General features: G+C 39.1%; 14 protein-coding genes. 6 read left to right on the top strand and 8 right to left on the bottom strand.

Translation table 11 applies throughout. The annotated features are described in order from the left end of the window. Window positions 1-3: 3 nt before the first annotated feature. The 6 genes from arcC to MKZ14_RS07335 are packed head-to-tail and all read right to left on the bottom strand — an operon-like array spanning window position 4 to window position 6,958. On the bottom strand, window positions 4-954 hold the full coding sequence (gene arcC / locus MKZ14_RS07360; protein ID WP_339280761.1) for a carbamate kinase: 951 nt from the start codon (window positions 952-954) through the stop codon (window positions 4-6). A gap of 2 nt (window positions 955-956) precedes the next feature. After that, window positions 957-2,435: a cytosine permease gene (locus MKZ14_RS07355; protein WP_339280760.1), complete on the bottom strand. Its 1,479-nt coding sequence runs from the start codon at window positions 2,433-2,435 to the stop codon at window positions 957-959. A gap of 31 nt (window positions 2,436-2,466) precedes the next feature. After that, window positions 2,467-3,894, bottom strand: coding sequence for a DUF1116 domain-containing protein (locus MKZ14_RS07350; protein ID WP_016994305.1), 1,428 nt, complete (start codon window positions 3,892-3,894; stop codon window positions 2,467-2,469). After that, the gene (gene fdrA / locus MKZ14_RS07345) at window positions 3,887-5,440 is read right to left on the bottom strand and encodes an acyl-CoA synthetase FdrA (RefSeq protein WP_339280759.1); all 1,554 of its coding nucleotides are present in this window, start codon (window positions 5,438-5,440) and stop codon (window positions 3,887-3,889) included. Before fdrA ends, MKZ14_RS07350 begins: the two co-directional genes overlap by 8 nt. Before the next feature lie 2 nt (window positions 5,441-5,442). Then, window positions 5,443-6,318, bottom strand: a complete 876-nt coding sequence (locus MKZ14_RS07340; RefSeq protein ID WP_048389949.1) for a DUF2877 domain-containing protein — start codon at window positions 6,316-6,318, stop codon at window positions 5,443-5,445. A gap of 31 nt (window positions 6,319-6,349) precedes the next feature. After that, a complete protein-coding gene (locus tag MKZ14_RS07335; protein ID WP_339280758.1) occupies window positions 6,350-6,958 on the bottom strand; it encodes an ankyrin repeat domain-containing protein in 609 nt (202 codons plus the stop codon). Window positions 6,959-7,172: 214 nt separating this feature from the next. Here MKZ14_RS07335 and MKZ14_RS07330 point away from each other — a divergent pair, with 214 nt between their 5' ends. From MKZ14_RS07330 to MKZ14_RS07315, 4 genes are all read left to right on the top strand, one after another. Next, on the top strand, window positions 7,173-8,891 hold the full coding sequence (locus MKZ14_RS07330; protein ID WP_258860643.1) for a PucR family transcriptional regulator: 1,719 nt from the start codon (window positions 7,173-7,175) through the stop codon (window positions 8,889-8,891). 134 nt (window positions 8,892-9,025) lie between these two features. Then, window positions 9,026-10,783 carry an ABC transporter ATP-binding protein gene (locus tag MKZ14_RS07325; protein WP_339280757.1) on the top strand — a complete coding sequence of 586 codons (1,758 nt, stop codon included), beginning with the start codon at window positions 9,026-9,028 and terminating at the stop codon, window positions 10,781-10,783. Between the two features lie 14 nt (window positions 10,784-10,797). Continuing rightward, a complete protein-coding gene (locus MKZ14_RS07320) occupies window positions 10,798-11,475 on the top strand; it encodes a response regulator transcription factor (RefSeq protein ID WP_339280756.1) in 678 nt (225 codons plus the stop codon). Then, window positions 11,472-12,545, top strand: a complete 1,074-nt coding sequence (locus MKZ14_RS07315) for a HAMP domain-containing sensor histidine kinase (RefSeq protein WP_339280755.1) — start codon at window positions 11,472-11,474, stop codon at window positions 12,543-12,545. The genes MKZ14_RS07320 and MKZ14_RS07315 overlap by 4 nt, the downstream gene beginning before the upstream one ends. Window positions 12,546-12,569: 24 nt before the next feature. On the opposite strand, the gene MKZ14_RS07310 is transcribed toward MKZ14_RS07315, so the two are convergent. Continuing rightward, window positions 12,570-13,157 (bottom strand): NAD(P)H-dependent oxidoreductase, encoded by a 588-nt coding sequence (locus MKZ14_RS07310; protein WP_339280754.1) that lies wholly within the window; start codon window positions 13,155-13,157, stop codon window positions 12,570-12,572. Window positions 13,158-13,278: 121 nt separating this feature from the next. Here MKZ14_RS07310 and MKZ14_RS07305 point away from each other — a divergent pair, with 121 nt between their 5' ends. Both MKZ14_RS07305 and MKZ14_RS07300 read left to right on the top strand, forming a co-directional pair. Then, window positions 13,279-13,716: a MarR family transcriptional regulator gene (locus MKZ14_RS07305; protein ID WP_053996092.1), complete on the top strand. Its 438-nt coding sequence runs from the start codon at window positions 13,279-13,281 to the stop codon at window positions 13,714-13,716. 368 nt (window positions 13,717-14,084) lie between these two features. Next, window positions 14,085-14,891, top strand: coding sequence for a YqcI/YcgG family protein (locus MKZ14_RS07300; protein ID WP_036077593.1), 807 nt, complete (start codon window positions 14,085-14,087; stop codon window positions 14,889-14,891). Here MKZ14_RS07300 and MKZ14_RS07295 read toward each other — a convergent pair. Further along, window positions 14,835-16,151 carry an amino acid permease gene (locus tag MKZ14_RS07295; protein ID WP_339280753.1) on the bottom strand — a complete coding sequence of 439 codons (1,317 nt, stop codon included), beginning with the start codon at window positions 16,149-16,151 and terminating at the stop codon, window positions 14,835-14,837. The genes MKZ14_RS07300 and MKZ14_RS07295 overlap by 57 nt on opposite strands. Window positions 16,152-16,153: the final 2 nt, after the last annotated feature.

Here is a 16,153-nt window from a genome sequence, read left to right as displayed (position 1 = left end):
CTCCTAGTTAATAATATGAGTACCAGCCTGATTATTGATCGCTTCTTTCAGACTTTCAGGGTTTGTAATAATTACTCGATGACCACCATTTTCTAAGAAGCTTAAGCTTGCTTCGATTTTTGGTAGCATACTTCCTGGCGGGAACTGATTATCTTGAACATGCTGCTTTGTTTCTTCAACAGTAATTTCTTCAAGTGCTTGTTGTTCAGGTTTTCCAAAGTTAATAAACACACGAGGAACACCCGTCGTAATAATTAATGAATCTGCATTTATTTGTGCCGCTAATAGACTTGTCGCAAAGTCTTTGTCAATGACTGCATCTACACCCTCGTAGACGTTGTTTTCTTTTTTCACAACTGGAATTCCACCACCGCCTACAGCGATCACGACATAATCATTATCAATTAATGATTTAATCGCATCTTTTTCCACGATATCGATTGGTTTTGGTGAAGGCACAACGCGACGATAACCACGGCCAGAATCCTCTACCATTTTCCAATCTGGATGCTCTACTAGCATCGCCTCCGCTTGCTCCTTTGTAAAGAATGAACCAACTGGCTTTGTAGGGTTAATAAAGTTGGGATCATGTTCATTGATTTCAACTTGTGTAATTACACTAACTACCTTTTTATTAATTTGACGTTTAGCCAGCTCGTTAATTAATGCTTGCTGAATTAAATAGCCAATTCCACCTTGTGTGTCAGCCACACAGTTTACTAGAGGAATTGCTGGCATACCCGATACCTCATTAGCAATTTCACTTCTTTGTAATGTGAAACCAACTTGTGGACCATTGCCGTGTGTGACAACCACTTTATATCCTTCCTGAATCATATCCGCGATATGTTCAACAGTTTGAGCAACTGCCTGTTGCTGACTTTGAATGGATTCGCTACCACTATCTTTTACCAACGAGTTACCGCCGATTGCTACAATTACTAATTTATTCACAACTACACCCCTACTTCTTTTTCTACACTATTTTGAACATTTTGCTGATTAAATCTATATAACAGCGTATATAAAATGAATGACACGATCAGTCCGCTAAAGAAAGCAAAGTTATTTAGCTGTACTAAAAACGGCACACTTTTCAGGAAAGCACCTGACATTGGTAAGAGGAAGCTTATTAATAGAACGATACATGCTACGATGTTATAGCCAGATTTATAAGCGCCATTATGACCTTCTTCCACATAAATCAAAGATAAATCTAAACGTCTTTTACGCTCGATAAAGAAGCTAGACAACATAATACCTGCGATTGGTCCAAACATAGAGCCTATAAAACTATAGAAGAAAAACAACGTCTCTGTACTCGATACGAGTTTCCAAGGCAAAATGACTGTGCCAATAATCGCTGTTAAAATACCTGCTGTTTTGACAGTAAAGACTTTAGGGAATAAAGCTGTCATTTGTAATCCAGATGGTAATAAATTACCGAAAACTACAAAAGCTGTTGCGCCCACATTTAAGGCTAAAATTAACACAATTACTGAAAAGGGATTTTGAATTTTATCAATAGCGTCCACAATATTAAAAATTGGTTGCCCGAAAGCAATTTCTGTCCCTGCTATTAAACTAATACAAGTAATCGCAAATAATAGATACGAGCCGATCATACCAATGGATAAGCCATAGATCATTGCTTTTGGTGATTTAGCTCTATGCGTAAAATCTGCAATGTTTACAATTGGACCAGCCCAGTTAGACACCAATGCGCTAACACATGCAATAAAGACCAATGGACTTTCCATCGTTGTTGAAGGCTTATAGTCTAAAATTGGTCCAATTCCTCCAGCAATATTAATTGCCCAAATCGCTGCGCCAATAATGAAAATATAAACAATTGGTGATGAGTATTTACCGAAGACTGTTAGCATGTCCATGCCGCCTAAAAATAGTAAAACTGTAATTACCCATAAAATAATATAAGAAATCATAGTCGGAACATCTAAGCCAAAAATAGCGAAGTCTCCACCAATAGACATATAGTTCGGAATGAATCTTGCAAATAATACATTAAGGGATTGAGCGCCCACAACGGTCGTCGTTCCAAAGAATACAACCCCTGCAATCAACCCTCGACATAACGCCGGAATAATAGAGCCTTTCACTCCAAATGAATCTCTTAGTAATATGGCAAATGGAATGCCATATTTAGAGGCGGAATATCCATTTAAGCAATAGCCTGCTGAGACGATTACTGCTGAAAGCATAATGGCTAAGAAAACTTGATTAACTGATAATCCTAAGACAAAAAACCCTGCAACCGTCATATAAGACATAATATTGTGAACTGCGCCCATCCACACGGTAATGTAGTTAAAGATTCCCCAGTCTCTTTCTTGAGGACCTTTTGGTAAAAGTTCTTCCGAATAGCCAAGTGCTCTATAATCTTGATTGGACTGTTCAATTTTTGCATGTTCCATAGAAAGCTCCTCCTACTTATAGGAAGTGGGCTTAAGCCCACTTCTCACTAATTGTAATTAATGCCTTTTCAAAAGCTTCCATTGGAGGATTTGTAATACCAGCACCAATCATACCGATTCCAGCCTCTTTATGTGCGATCGCTGTATTAATAATTGGAAGAATACCTGATTGGATGACTTTGCGAATATCAATACCAGTAGGAATTCCCATGAAGTTTAATAATGGAATGGTAATATTTTGGTTTTCTGTCGTCGTAATTTCTTTCATTTTACGAGAATAACCAATTGCTTCATCCACTGTTCCACCTACTAAAGCAACGATTGCTGGTGCAGTAGCCATTGCGAAACCACCAATACCGTAAGTTTCTGTAATAGCACTATCCCCTATATCAAGACCTGAGTCCTCTGGTTTGTAGCCAGCAAACATCGGTCCGATTACTTTTTGTGCTGGGCCAGTAAACCATGTATTACCTGGCATGCCACTAATACGAACACCAAATTCTACACCGTTACGTGCCATTGTTGTCACGACTGTACTATATTCGATGCCATGTGCAGCATCTAATGCACATTTACAGCATGCCATCCATGTAGGACCTGAGAAATAATCACTACTTGCCACGAAATCAAATACTGCTCGCTTCTGTTCAACAGGATAATCTGTTTCTAAGATATATGGTGTCAGTGCTTGAATTAATAAGCTTGTACCTGCATTATTACGGTTATGGCATTCGTCGCCCATGTGGAGCGCTTGTGCAAGCATTAATCGTAGATCGATGCCATCTTTATTTAATTTCATTGCATCACGTAAAATTGGTCCTAACACATCACGCATCCATATTAATCGCTCGACAACGCTATCATCGTTGGCACCCATCCGTAAGATTTTTGCCATTTGCTCACTTAAATTTGTATAGGCGATATTGCCATACGTTTTATTTTCAACGATGTGCATAAACATCGAAGCAGATGTTACCCCAGCCATTGAACCAACTGCATTATGCTCATGGCAAGGTGAGAATGTGATATCTCCAGACGCCGCTACCTCTGCTGCTTCTTCTAAATCTTTCGCTAATCCTTCGAATACAAGAGCACCCATAACAGCGCCCTTCATTGGTCCATTCATATTTTCCCAAGTAATGGGTGGTCCTGCGTGTAAGATTGTTTTTTTCGTCATGCCAGGTACAACATTGATCGCTTGATCGAAACCAATCAGCACGGGTTGAGAGTTCACAATTTTTTCCACCGCAAGACGATTTGCTGCTTCGATTTTTTCGGCAAGTTCTGCTTTATCGATATTGTTTAGTGCTGCAATAATTTCTGGCTTACCTCCACCTGGTGGTGACCACTCTAGGTGTGTAGCACTTGCATTTTGTGCTAATATATCATCCTTAAAAAGTTCAATACCTACGTTAATTACGTTAATTTTACTTGTGAAAAGTTCATTAATCTTACTCATGATTTTCTCCTTTCAACACCATTTCTCTAGCAAGTAATCCTGCATTTGTACTACTGCTTGCATGTGTAACACCTGCATTGACTAATTTTTCCACTTGCTCATCTATGTTTGGTGTATCTAAGTCTGTTCCAAGGACATACCCAATGATCTCTAAATGTCTACCTTCTTTTTCAGCTAATTGTTTAGCTTCAATGATGGCAGGAAGCATAACGCCTACTGGGTCTTCATGAGAGCCAAAGCCTAATACGAAGTCCATCACAATGACACCAACTGTCGGATCTTTTGCTTCTTGTAAGAAGCGCTCAATGCGAGAAGATGGATCGATCATTGGATGTGGTTTACCATTTGTAAAATCATCATCACCGAAGTCAATGAACGTATGTTCTTGACTCACATTGATATCTTTTAATAAGAAATCAGGATTCTTTTGGATGTTACTGTAAATATTATCTAATTTTTCCATCGCTAGATACATAGATTCATCACAAAGCGTACCGCCACAGAATAACCCACGAATGTATTTTTGCTCTGGCGCTAATTTTGCACGAACCTCTTCAACTAATGGAATGTTAAGTGCACGTTTGTTAATGCCTGCTTCATCAATACCTGCTAGTAAGACTGCCTTTAATGCTGCTTCTTTCGATGTTTTAGCAAATTGTCCACCAGCTGCCACTACAGCCTCTTCATTACCACCTATAAAGTAAACCACTACCGGTTTGCTGCATTCTTTAATTTGTGCGAGTACTTTTTTCTCAACACTTGCTTCAGGTGGCTTCGACACAAGTACAATCACTTTTGTGGCTTCATCGGCATCTAGTGCTTTGATGCCATCAAGCATCATCATACCGCCCACTTCTTTACTTAAATCTCTTCCGCCAGTACCAATCAGTTGTGTAATACCCCCACCGAAGTCATGAATGCGAACACTTACTTCTTGGCTACCTGTACCAGATGCCGCTACGATACCGATATTGCCTTTTCTTACAGCGTTTGCAAAGCAAAGTCCTGTATTACCAATAATGGCGGTACCACAGTCTGGTCCCATCATTAATAAGCCTTTTTCATGTGCTAAAGTTTTTAATTCTACTTCGTCTTCAACGCTTACATTATCACTGAACAGCATCACGTGTAGATCATTTTCAAGTGCTTTGCGTGCTTCGCGAACGGCAAATGCACCATTGACGGAAATGACCGCAAAGTTTGCATCAGGGATTCCTTGTGCAGCAGAATCAATCGTTGCATATTTAATATCACTTTTTGCTTGTGCTTTATCTTTATTTGTTAGTAATTCTTCCACTGCTAGGTAAGCGCTTTCTGTTTGATCCGCACTAGGAGTTTTGACAATAATCATTAAGTCCCCTGCTGTTGCTTCCTCCACTTCTGGTGTCATCAAACCAACGTTACGAATGACTCCTTTGTTCATTTCCGTACCCATACCAATAATTGCTTGCTCAACGCCTTCAATTTGATTCGCTTTTGTAGATAGTGACATCAATGACACTGAATCAAAATATGTGTTGCGCTTAATTACGACTTTAATACTCATCATTATCCTCCTAATTTTATATTGGCTTCTAAGCCACTTATCAGCCCTAAGGCAATATCTGTTCCTGAGGAAGAGCCAATAGCAAGCACCTTTCTCAGAGCCTCAATGGATTCCACTTCTGTGCCATATAAAATGGCGTGTATGAATGAACAGATGGACTCCCTTACTTGTCCATATGCTGCCTTCTTCAATGTTGTAAAGCTAATCTCGTTGGTCAAAGGCTGAATCACTTTGATGACGCTTTCACACAAAGGTTTATACATAGAACACGGGCTATTTTGTAAGTGAATGATAGCAAATAAGCCTACTAAAAAATCATCCCCTGATGGTGTTAGCCCTGGCCCCAAGCCTACTAAATCAGCAGCATATGCCTGAAAACGATCCAAACGTTGATTCAATATTTCCTCATAAAGTAAAGTTGTACGCTGCTGTAATAATCTCGATGTCTCCGCTTCAAATTCACTGACGGGAGAATCATTACGTTTTATGCCGCCGCCTTTCCCATGTAAATCAATGAATTGTTTTACACGGATCATATTCATTTTTAAGCGTGTACAATTTGCTGGATAAATAGGTAGCTGACATTGCCAACGAGAGGCGGTTGGGATCGCTATTATTAATTTTTCTTCTATTAATAGTTGATTATGGCGAACCGATACCCTGTCATGTTGCTGAATGCCCAGGTGATCCAATGTATCAAGATCAATGACAAGTGTATTGGGTGCCCGATCCATTGCCTTCGTAGCAAGTGTAAAAATTTCATCATTACCATCACTCCGTATATTTAAGGCATGTTTAAACACACTATGAACCGTTCCCGTAAACGTCGCCACTATTTGCTGCAGGAAATAATCATCACCCAATTTGGCATGTATCATATGTACACCTCTTTATGTCGTAGGAGTACTACTATTTCGCTCCTGCTTCTAGTAGAATTTTTTCAATTTCAGTAAATCCTTTTTCTTTAGCCATTGTTAATGGTGTCACACCATATTGATCCACTAATTGTGTATCTGCTCCATGTTCTACTAATAGACGAACTATTTCTTGTTGCTTTTCTCCCCCATCATTGAGGAGAATGGCTTCAATCAATGGTGTCCATCCACAAATATTTGTATGGTTGACATTGATGTCTGTAGTCGTTACAAGTTCACGAACTACCTCAACAAAGCCCTTCTCACTTGCTGGATGAATCCCTACACCACCAAAGCGTGTTAAACGCTCTAAATCTGTGTTTGCTTGTAGCATTATTTTCACAAGCTCTAACTTTCCATTTATACATCCATACAAAAATGGGTTTAAACAAATTTGATCTTGAAGGTCAATATCTGCCCCTTCCTGAATTAAAAATTTTACTGTTTCTAATTGATCATTCATCGCAGCAAGTAAAATTGCTGTACGCTTGCGCTTATTTTGAGAATTAATATCCACACCTTGTTGTAAATAACCTTTCAGAGCGTTAATATCACCTGCTTCGGCTGCAGTTAAAAAATCTGAGACCACATTCATATCTACCAATTTCTTTCCTCCATTTCTCTGACCTATTGTTCATTTCAACTAAAAAGAAATAAACCGCGAGAATGTTACTACTTTCACATTTCCGTCTTACATGCTTTATTTTATTCTCTTATGCCGTGTATATCATTGTTTAGCAATACCAAAAAGAATGGAGATGATTTAGGCAATATGTACAATGTTTTGTGATAAGATGATGGCAAAGGAGTGAAATCATTTGCTAACAATTAAAGATATATTAGAGATAAAAGCACTTGAAGGAATTAAAATTGTTGCTGGAGAACAAGGAATTCACAATGAAATTGCCCTTGTAAACATTATTGAAAATCCTGATGCTTTTGATTGGCTGACACCGAATGAATTACTGTTAACGACTGGTTACATCTTCCAAGATGATGAAGCATTACAAAATAAAATTATCCAAGAAATCTCTAAAATTAATTGTGCAGGCCTTGTTATTAAAATGAGGCGCTATTTACAAAAGACGCCTCAAAACATGATCGATATTGCCAATCAGCACGGATTGCCGTTATTGGAGTTGCCTTATAATTACACCTTGTCTAAGGTGATCTCGATCATCAATGAAAAGGCATCTGGACGTTATGATCTATTAAATAGAAAATCATTGGATATGCACAATACGCTATTTAAGGTGGCGCTTGAAGGAGGAGGCATTGAATCCATTTCCTCAAAATTAGCCGAAACAATTAATAACCCGATAATCTTTTTAGATAATGACTGGAATTTACTGCATTATACAGATCTTGATACGAATCCTGTGCCACTTGCCTATGGGATCAACCTAAAGAAGAATCGTCCAACATTTTCAAAGGATTTTATTGATACCATTCCAAACGATCTCAACGAAATGCAAAAATCCATTACACGAATCTATCAATTAGAAGATCTAGCAGTAACATGTAGAATTCTCCCTGTTGCAGTGGCCAACTATATTTATGGCTATATTGTCATTTGGCAAACTGTACGGGATCTGAATGAGTTTGATTTCATCGTTTTAGAGCAAGCCTCCACGATCGTGGCACTAGAAAGGATTAAACAGAAGGAAATTGAGGGTGTACGTCTAAAAATTAAACAAGAGTTTTTTGATGATTTATTGACTGGAAAAATCACTTCGCTTGAAACGCTACAAACACTATGTGATCTCCACGGTCTAAAGATCAACCATAAATATTATTGCGTCGTCATCTCTTTTAGCCATGAAAACCTTCAAAACCAGCATGATTTAATTTCTAGAAAATACGAAACCGATAATATTGCAAAAAAATGTATGAACTTAATTTATGAGCACTCTAGCACGATCAATGGAGAGATCACATGCCTTTATCGCAACAACCAAATCATCGTATTAGTTGGACAGCAAGACGGCAAACAAGATTTCACGATCAATGAAACTAAGCAATACGCAGAAAACATTCTCCAATTATTAGTACAGCAACATACGCAAACCTCCTTCTTAATTGGAATTGGCAAAGAATATAAACATATTCGTTTTGTTCATAAAAGCTTTGCAGAGGCACATGAAGCACTCCGTCTTATGCGCCGCTTCGAAGAACGTGGAGCAGTGGCTCATTATGCGGATCACTCCATTTATCATTTTTTAGATTCGAATATTAACGAAGTGCCACTAAAGGACTTTTTCTTAGAAAGCTTGGGTGCTGTCTTTGAGCACGATCTATTACATGGGACAAGCTACCTACTTACATTAGAAAATTACTTTATCAATCATATGAATATAAGTGAAACAGCCAAGGAAATGTTTATTCATCGCAACACGTTAATTTATCGAATTGAAAAGATTAAAGAAATTTTAAAAACCGATCTAAAAAGCTATGAGGAGCTGTTACAAATCCAGCTAGCCTTAAGAATCTATCGCTTGCTTGGTAAGTCTTTATACCACGATGAATTCGCAGACTAGCATCAAAAGCTGGTGATCGCATCCCCCTTTTTTTGATGATTATTCATTTCATATTCAGTTCATAAACGCATGCTATAGTAAAAGCCATAGAAACGAAATACATTGTTTTCGGACAATGAAGGAGGCTTATTTCTTTGCAAGAAACATCAAATGATACATCTAAGCAAAAAGATTGGCGCCGTTTTATACAATTAGTAAAACGTGCCGAACCACCGATTTGGCTACTTGTCATCGCTTTAGTGATGAGTTTAGCAACGACAGGTGTAGGGTTTATTGTTCCATTATTTACAAAACAACTAGTGGATGGCTTTTCGTTAGAATCGCTTAATTATTGGCAAATCATTATACTGGGGATTGCCTTTATCGCACAGGCTATTGCCAGTGGATTATCCATTTATTATTTAAATCGAGTTGGCCATCATGTTGTGGCAAAATTACGCGACCAGCTATGGAGAAAGCTGTTGCATTTACCAATCCCCTATTATGATGAACATGACACAGGTGAAACATTGAGCCGTGTTACGAATGACACAGCGGTTGTGAAAGAGCTTATAACAGAGCATTTAGCAAACTGTTTATCTGGCGTTATCTCCATTATAGGTTCTATCATCATTCTTCTATTTTTAGATTGGAAAATGACATTGGTCATGCTGATTGCCGTACCACTGGCAATGGTGATCTTAATGTTGTTAGGGCGACGTATGTTTGTGATTTCAAAAGGGATGCAAGATGAAACAGCGAAATTTACGTCTGTATTAAATCAAGTTTTACCTGAAACGCGCCTAGTCAAGGCTTCAAATGCTGAGCAAATTGAATATGAGCGTGGAAAAAAGGGCATTACTAATCTCTTTACATTTGGCTTAAAAGAAGCAAAAATCCATGCCCTTATTTCCCCGCTGATTTCATTCGTTCTGATGTCTGTGCTTGTAGCTATTATTGGCTATGGTGGTGTCCGTGTTTCCTCTGGAGAGCTGACGGCTGGCGATATGGTGGCATTTATTTTATATTTAATCCAAATCATTATGCCAATGACGCAATTAACGATGTTCTTTACCCAGCTCCAAAAAGCCATGGGTGCTACAGAACGAATTAGTGCATTGCTTGAATACGAGGAAGAACATATTGAAGAAGGCTTAACAGTAGAAAAAATAGATCAACCCATTTATCTTAAAAATGTTGATTTTTCTTATGGTGAGGAGCCCATTTTATATGATATTAACTTCACAATTGAGCCAGGCAAAGTAACAGCCATCGTAGGGCCAAGCGGTGGCGGTAAAACAACCACATTTTCACTGCTAGAACGATATTATCGGCCAACGAACGGCAGTATCACACTAGGCGATACACCAATCGAAACATTCTCACTCCACTCTTGGCGCAGTCAAATCGGCTATGTGGCGCAGGAAAGTGCCCTGCTATCAGGAACAATTCGAGAAAATATTTGCTATGGTATTGACCGTGAAGTACAAGATGATGAGCTAGAAAAAGTGGCAAAAATGGCCTATGCAGATCAATTTATTAACGAGCTTCCAGATAAGTTTGACACTGAAGTTGGAGAACGAGGCATCAAGCTGTCAGGAGGACAACGTCAGCGTATCTCTATCGCAAGAGCGCTCTTACGTAATCCGCAAATATTAATGCTAGATGAAGCAACATCAAGCTTAGATAGTAAATCAGAAATTTATGTACAAAAGGCATTAGACAACTTAATGCAAGGGCGCACAACACTAGTCATTGCGCACCGTTTATCGACAGTGGTAGATGCCGATCAAATATTGTTTATCGAGAAAGGGCATATTACAGGCTGTGGTACACACGAAACTCTCTTTGAAACACATGCTATGTATCGTGAGTTTGCCATGCAGCAATTACGCATTAAAGACGTTGAATAAAGGGGTTTGTTGAGATGACAAAACTATTAGTCGTGGATGATGATGCACATATTCGAGAATTGGTAAAAGTGTTTCTGCAAAATGAGGGCTTAGAAGTGATAGAGGCTATCGATGGTGTTGATGCACTGTCTAAATTAGACACTGAAAAAGTCGATATGGTCGTGATGGACATTATGATGCCCAATATGGATGGCTGGGCATTATGTGAGGAAATACGTTCATTCAATACAGATCTACCAATCCTTATGCTTACAGCTAAAGGAGAAACCTCTCAAAAAATCAAGGGCTTTCATTTAGGGACAGATGATTACCTTGTGAAGCCATTTGAGCCTGCCGAGCTAATCGTACGTGTTAAGTCTATTTTAAAAAGATATCGTATTTCCCTTTCTCAAGTTGTAGAGGCTGGTAATGTTAAACTAAATCGCCTTACACACGAAGTGGAAATGAACGGCGAGACGATTCTGCTTCGTTTGAAGGAGTTCGAGCTATTATTTACACTTGCAAGCTATGTTGGCAAAACCTTTTCCCGTGAACAGTTGATCGAAGAAATCTGGGGCTACGACTATGAGGGAGATGAACGAACAGTTGATGTCCATATCAAAAGAATACGAGAACGCTTTCCACAGGAGACAAGCGGCTTTGTCATTCGCACCATTCGTGGTCTTGGTTACCGCTTGGAACTAAGCACATGAGAAAACGAAGATTCATGTTAAGATTAGCGATGGTCTTTTGCCTGTTTCTGATTGCAAACACCGTTTTCGCTTTTATTTCCTATCATGTAACTTCATGGCTGTATGGACGGTTAGGGACTGAGCCTCATGGATTTTGGCTACAGCTAGGTACAGTGATTGGTGTGTTTGCACTTTTTGCCTGTTCAGCTGCCATTATCTTTTTAATCGGATTAAATCGACAACGCAACTATTGGGATACGATTGTAGATGCATTAAGCCGCATGGCAAAAGGTGATTTTGATGTTCAGTTGGATCTGAGGGCAGATGAGGAGGATCAATTTGGGCAATTGATTCATGGTATTAATCATATGGCCGTTGAGTTAGGTGAACTGGAAAGAATGCGTCAGGAGTTCATTTCCAACGTCTCCCATGAAATTCAATCACCTTTAACATCTATTAATGGCTTTGCAAAGGCACTGAAGAATATTAATCTACCTGAAGAAAAGCGTCAGCATTATTTAGACATAATTGAATTAGAAAGTAATCGATTATCAAAAATTAGCGACAACTTACTCAAGCTCACTTCCTTAGAATCGCAGCATCATCCATTTGAGCCTACAAATTATCGACTGGATAAACAATTACGCAATGTGGTGCTGGCACTTGAACCGAATTGGTTAGCCAAACAAATTGACTTCGATCTCGATCTTGATAACCTGAGCATCACTGCAGATGAGGATTTGCTAAATCAAGTCTGGATGAATTTACTGACAAACAGTATTAAGTTTACACCTACCAATGGAACCATCACATTATCTATGAAAAAGCAATTCGACACGATAACCGTGATGGTTGAAGATACTGGCATTGGCTTAACCGAAGAACAACAAAAGCATATTTTTGAAAGATTTTATAAGGCCGATCAATCGCGAACTGCTGGAAATGGCGGTAGCGGATTAGGGCTGGCCATTGTCAAAAAAATAATTGATATGCATCAAGGAACCATTGCTGTAGAGAGCAAAATAGCTGAATATACAAAATTTTTGATTACTGTACCCATCGACAGTACGCCAACTCGTGCAAACGACTAAAACCGTCTGCACGAGTTATTTTTTCTAGTAAACTACTTTGCTAAAGTATTGATATATTTTATTTAGTTTTTGCTGTTGCTTTCCTTTTTCGCTTTCCATGTTACCAAACTCAAAAAACTTCACTTTTTTCATCCCAACAAACTTAAACAACGCTCTCTTCATCAAAATTTTATGTGCATTGTTCAACCATAAAAATGGATAATTGGTTGGTCCCTTCATCGTGGATACACAGACTACAGACTTCCCTTTTAAAAGACCCTCTGGAAATAACCCCTTTGTATCTCGATAAGCAAAGTTTGCCGCAAATAATTGGTCAATATACCCTAACAGCATGGCTGGCGGTCTCCCCCACCAGATTGGATAAACAAATACAATTTGATCTGCCCAAGAGAGCTGTTGACGGTATTTTTCCATTTTCGGATCTCGATACATATCACGACGTCGTTTATGTTCATGGAAAATTAAGCGTGGATCGAACTGTTCTTCATATAAATCTAGTATCTGAATCTCCTCGATGGCAGGATTTTCTCGACACCCCTTTATCACTTCTTGTAAAAAAGCATAATTTAAACTTTTATGGTTGGGATATGTATAAACAATTAACGTTTTCAATGTGTGCCTCCTCATTACTTATCATTTGATAACAAAATAATAGTTCACTTCATTTTAGTTGTCAAATGATAATTGTTTTAGGACAAGTTATTTGTTATCTTGACAGTAAGAGGTGATCCCATTGAATAAAAGCGCTTTATTTCATCAGTTTGTAGCATTTACAGCTACAATCCATCAAGTGACACATGATCTCACACAAAATATTACCGCTGCGAATATCACACCGCTACAATATAAAATTCTTGAATATATTAAAGTAAGCCAACCCGTCACACCAACCGAAATCAGTGAATGTCAGCATATGTCCTTACCCAATACAAGCCGTGAACTACGGAAATTGCAGGAACGGCAGCTAATCCAAAAATTTAGCGACACAGCCGACCGCAGAAAGCAGTATGTCCGTTTGTCCAAAGAAGGTGAAAAAATGATGGAGGAGGCATTTGCCTGTATCGAAGAACGCTTTCTACAGCTTATCCAACACGCAACACAGGATGATCTAAAGGACATCCAGCATGCTCTAGCCATTTTAGAGGAAAAGGTTTTACGCCAAAATGGCTAAGACCATGCTGCTTTTGGGGTGTGGTGATCGCTACTATTCGTGAAGCAGGGAACGAGATCTTTTTTGACTGAAATTGCTCTTTCTTAGTTTGAAGTGCTCGCTTCTGATTCAAAGCCGCTCTTTCCTTGGCTTGAAGCGCTCTCTTTTACTTCAAAATTGCTCATTTCCTTGCTCGGAGTGATCTCTTCTAAACCAAAAGCTACTCATTCTTCTTGGAATTATTCATCTTTCACGCAAAAAGGTTAGCCATAACTTGAAATGAATCATTAAAAAATCTTTATCAGCATACCCGTGTCACTCACCCGAGATTCGTAACCACTTTGTCTTTTCTTTAATAGTATAAAGGTGAGTAGAAGGAGGAGTCTTAAGTGGAAGTAGTAGTGTTTGATCGGGAGTGGATTGAGGAACAGTTTGAAACACTTCCATTATGGCAACAGTCAGCCTATACTGATTTTGCTGCCACGATTGCAGATGAAGCGAATACGTTTCCGTGTATACCAGCAAGAATGGGCTTTTTATCAAACCATTTGCGCTATAGTTTTGTCGGGGATCCACGCGAGGAGCAATCGATTAGGATGTTAGCACAATGCTTAAAGGACTATACAAAAGCCTCACGAACTTTCGGGAAGTATACAACACTCACTGTGTTCTTTCATACCCCTCACGATATGCGAGATCGCTTTGAGGTGGCAGATTATCAGCAATTATTTTGGTCTATCTTAAATAATTTAACCAATATGGATGAGATGGAATGGCCTAAGAGTATACCAATGGAGCCTACTCACCATGAATGGGAGTTTTGCTTTCATGGAGAGCCCTATTTTATCTCTTGTGCAACACCAGCCCATAAATTGCGAAAGAGTCGCCATTTTTCCACCTTATTAATGGCCATTCAGCCACGTTGGATATTCGATGATATAAACAACTCAACGGCCTTTGGACGAAAAATCAAAAAGCTCATTCGTCAGCGAATTGCAGACTATGACACAGTTCCAGGACATCCAGATTTAAAATGGTACGGGCAAGAGGATAGTTATGAATGGAAGCAGTATTTTTTAAGTGATGATAACCATAGTCCATCCAAATGTCCTTTTTTAAGGATGTCTCAGGAAAACGGTTCATTCCGTAATGTTTCTTTGCCTTTTCACAACAATCCAGGTCGCCACACTGATTAAGACTATAAAGAGCAGGCTCACGTAAAAACCGAGTCTGCTTGTTTTTTCACCTAAAGTGCCAGACACCGTCACAGCAATGAGCAACATCCCTATACCATTCTTTACATGCCCCCACTTCGTTAACTCCATGAGCTTCCAGTAGGTCACCAAAATAAAGAGCCAATTATAGATCAACATTAAACCCGCAGCCGTGATCAAATATTCAAAGATTTTTTCTGGCATCAAAAAACCAATCACAATCGTGATCACTAAACCACTCGTTAAAAACAAAAAGGCGGGAAAAGGAACTTTCATTTTTCCTTTCTTTGCGAGTATTGCCGGTGCATCATGGTCTTCAGCAAGTGTAGTGAGAATGGTAATAACCGCGTATAGCGAGGCAACCATTGTTGAAAAACCAGCAATGATCAGCACACCATTAAAAATATCTGCCACAAAAGGTATATGGTATCCTTGAAGCGCAGTAATAAAAGGACTTTCATCAATCGAAAAGTCTTTCCATGCAACGAGTGCCAATGCAAGGGCAATGGCCATGATGAAAATAAAGGTAATCACGCTCAGCATAATTCTCCCTGCTTTTGGCGCCTCTTTCGGATTTTTCAAATCGATGACCATTAAACCCATCACTTCAATTCCTCCGTAGGCATAAAAGGCATAAAGTAATCCGAGCCAAATACCTTTTATTCCTTGTGAGAAAAATGCTTCATAATTAGCCTGAAGTGAAGCCATCGTAGTAGATGATGTGCCCCTCATGATGATGACCACTGCTACAATAATGAACATAATGATGGCCGCTGCCTTTAAGGCACCGAAGATATTTTGGAAATTTTCAAAGCCCTTCATGCCTGTGAGAATTACGACTAAACCGATAGCAGCATAAATCGATGCAGCAATCCAGAGTGGTAACGCCGGAAACCAAAATTTCGTAAAAATGCCGAGCGCCATCAGCTGGCTTCCCATGATTAATAGCTCAGAAATCAAGTACACCCAGCCATTGCTAAAGCCTGCCCAGTGTCCAAAGGCTTGCTTGGCATAGGTACGAAAAGAGCCTTTATCTGGGTTTTCCACAGACATTTTAACAAGTGCATCATACACGATATACGTACAAATGGCTGCTAGCAAAAAAGGAATTAATACCGCAGGCCCACTTTTATGAATGGCCATACTTGTCCCAAGAAAAAAACCAGTTCCCAAAGTACAACCGATACCGAGAAGCGAAAGCTGCCACCAGGCCATACTTCCCTTAGCTGCTTTTGAAGTCATTT

Origin of the sequence: Lysinibacillus sp. FSL P2-0066 (genome assembly GCF_037969495.1) — a bacterium.
Lineage (GTDB): Bacteria > Bacillota > Bacilli > Bacillales_A > Planococcaceae > Lysinibacillus > Lysinibacillus boronitolerans.
The sequence above is the reverse complement of the archived record's forward strand: the minus strand, read 5'-3'. Positions and strand labels throughout refer to the sequence as shown.

Excerpts from the sequence above, each read along its gene's own strand:
- MKZ14_RS07350 (WP_016994305.1), bottom strand. The coding sequence starts at position 3,894 with ATGAGTAAGATTAATGAACTTTTCACAAGTAAAATTAACGTAATTAAC.
- MKZ14_RS07355 (WP_339280760.1), bottom strand. The coding sequence starts at position 2,435 with ATGGAACATGCAAAAATTGAACAGTCCAATCAAGATTATAGAGCACTT.
- fdrA (WP_339280759.1), bottom strand. The coding sequence starts at position 5,440 with ATGAGTATTAAAGTCGTAATTAAGCGCAACACATATTTTGATTCAGTG.
- MKZ14_RS07295 (WP_339280753.1), bottom strand. The coding sequence starts at position 16,151 with ATGACTTCAAAAGCAGCTAAGGGAAGTATGGCCTGGTGGCAGCTTTCG.
- MKZ14_RS07320 (WP_339280756.1), top strand. The coding sequence starts at position 10,798 with ATGACAAAACTATTAGTCGTGGATGATGATGCACATATTCGAGAATTG.
- MKZ14_RS07315 (WP_339280755.1), top strand. The coding sequence starts at position 11,472 with ATGAGAAAACGAAGATTCATGTTAAGATTAGCGATGGTCTTTTGCCTG.
- MKZ14_RS07340 (WP_048389949.1), bottom strand. The coding sequence starts at position 6,318 with ATGATACATGCCAAATTGGGTGATGATTATTTCCTGCAGCAAATAGTG.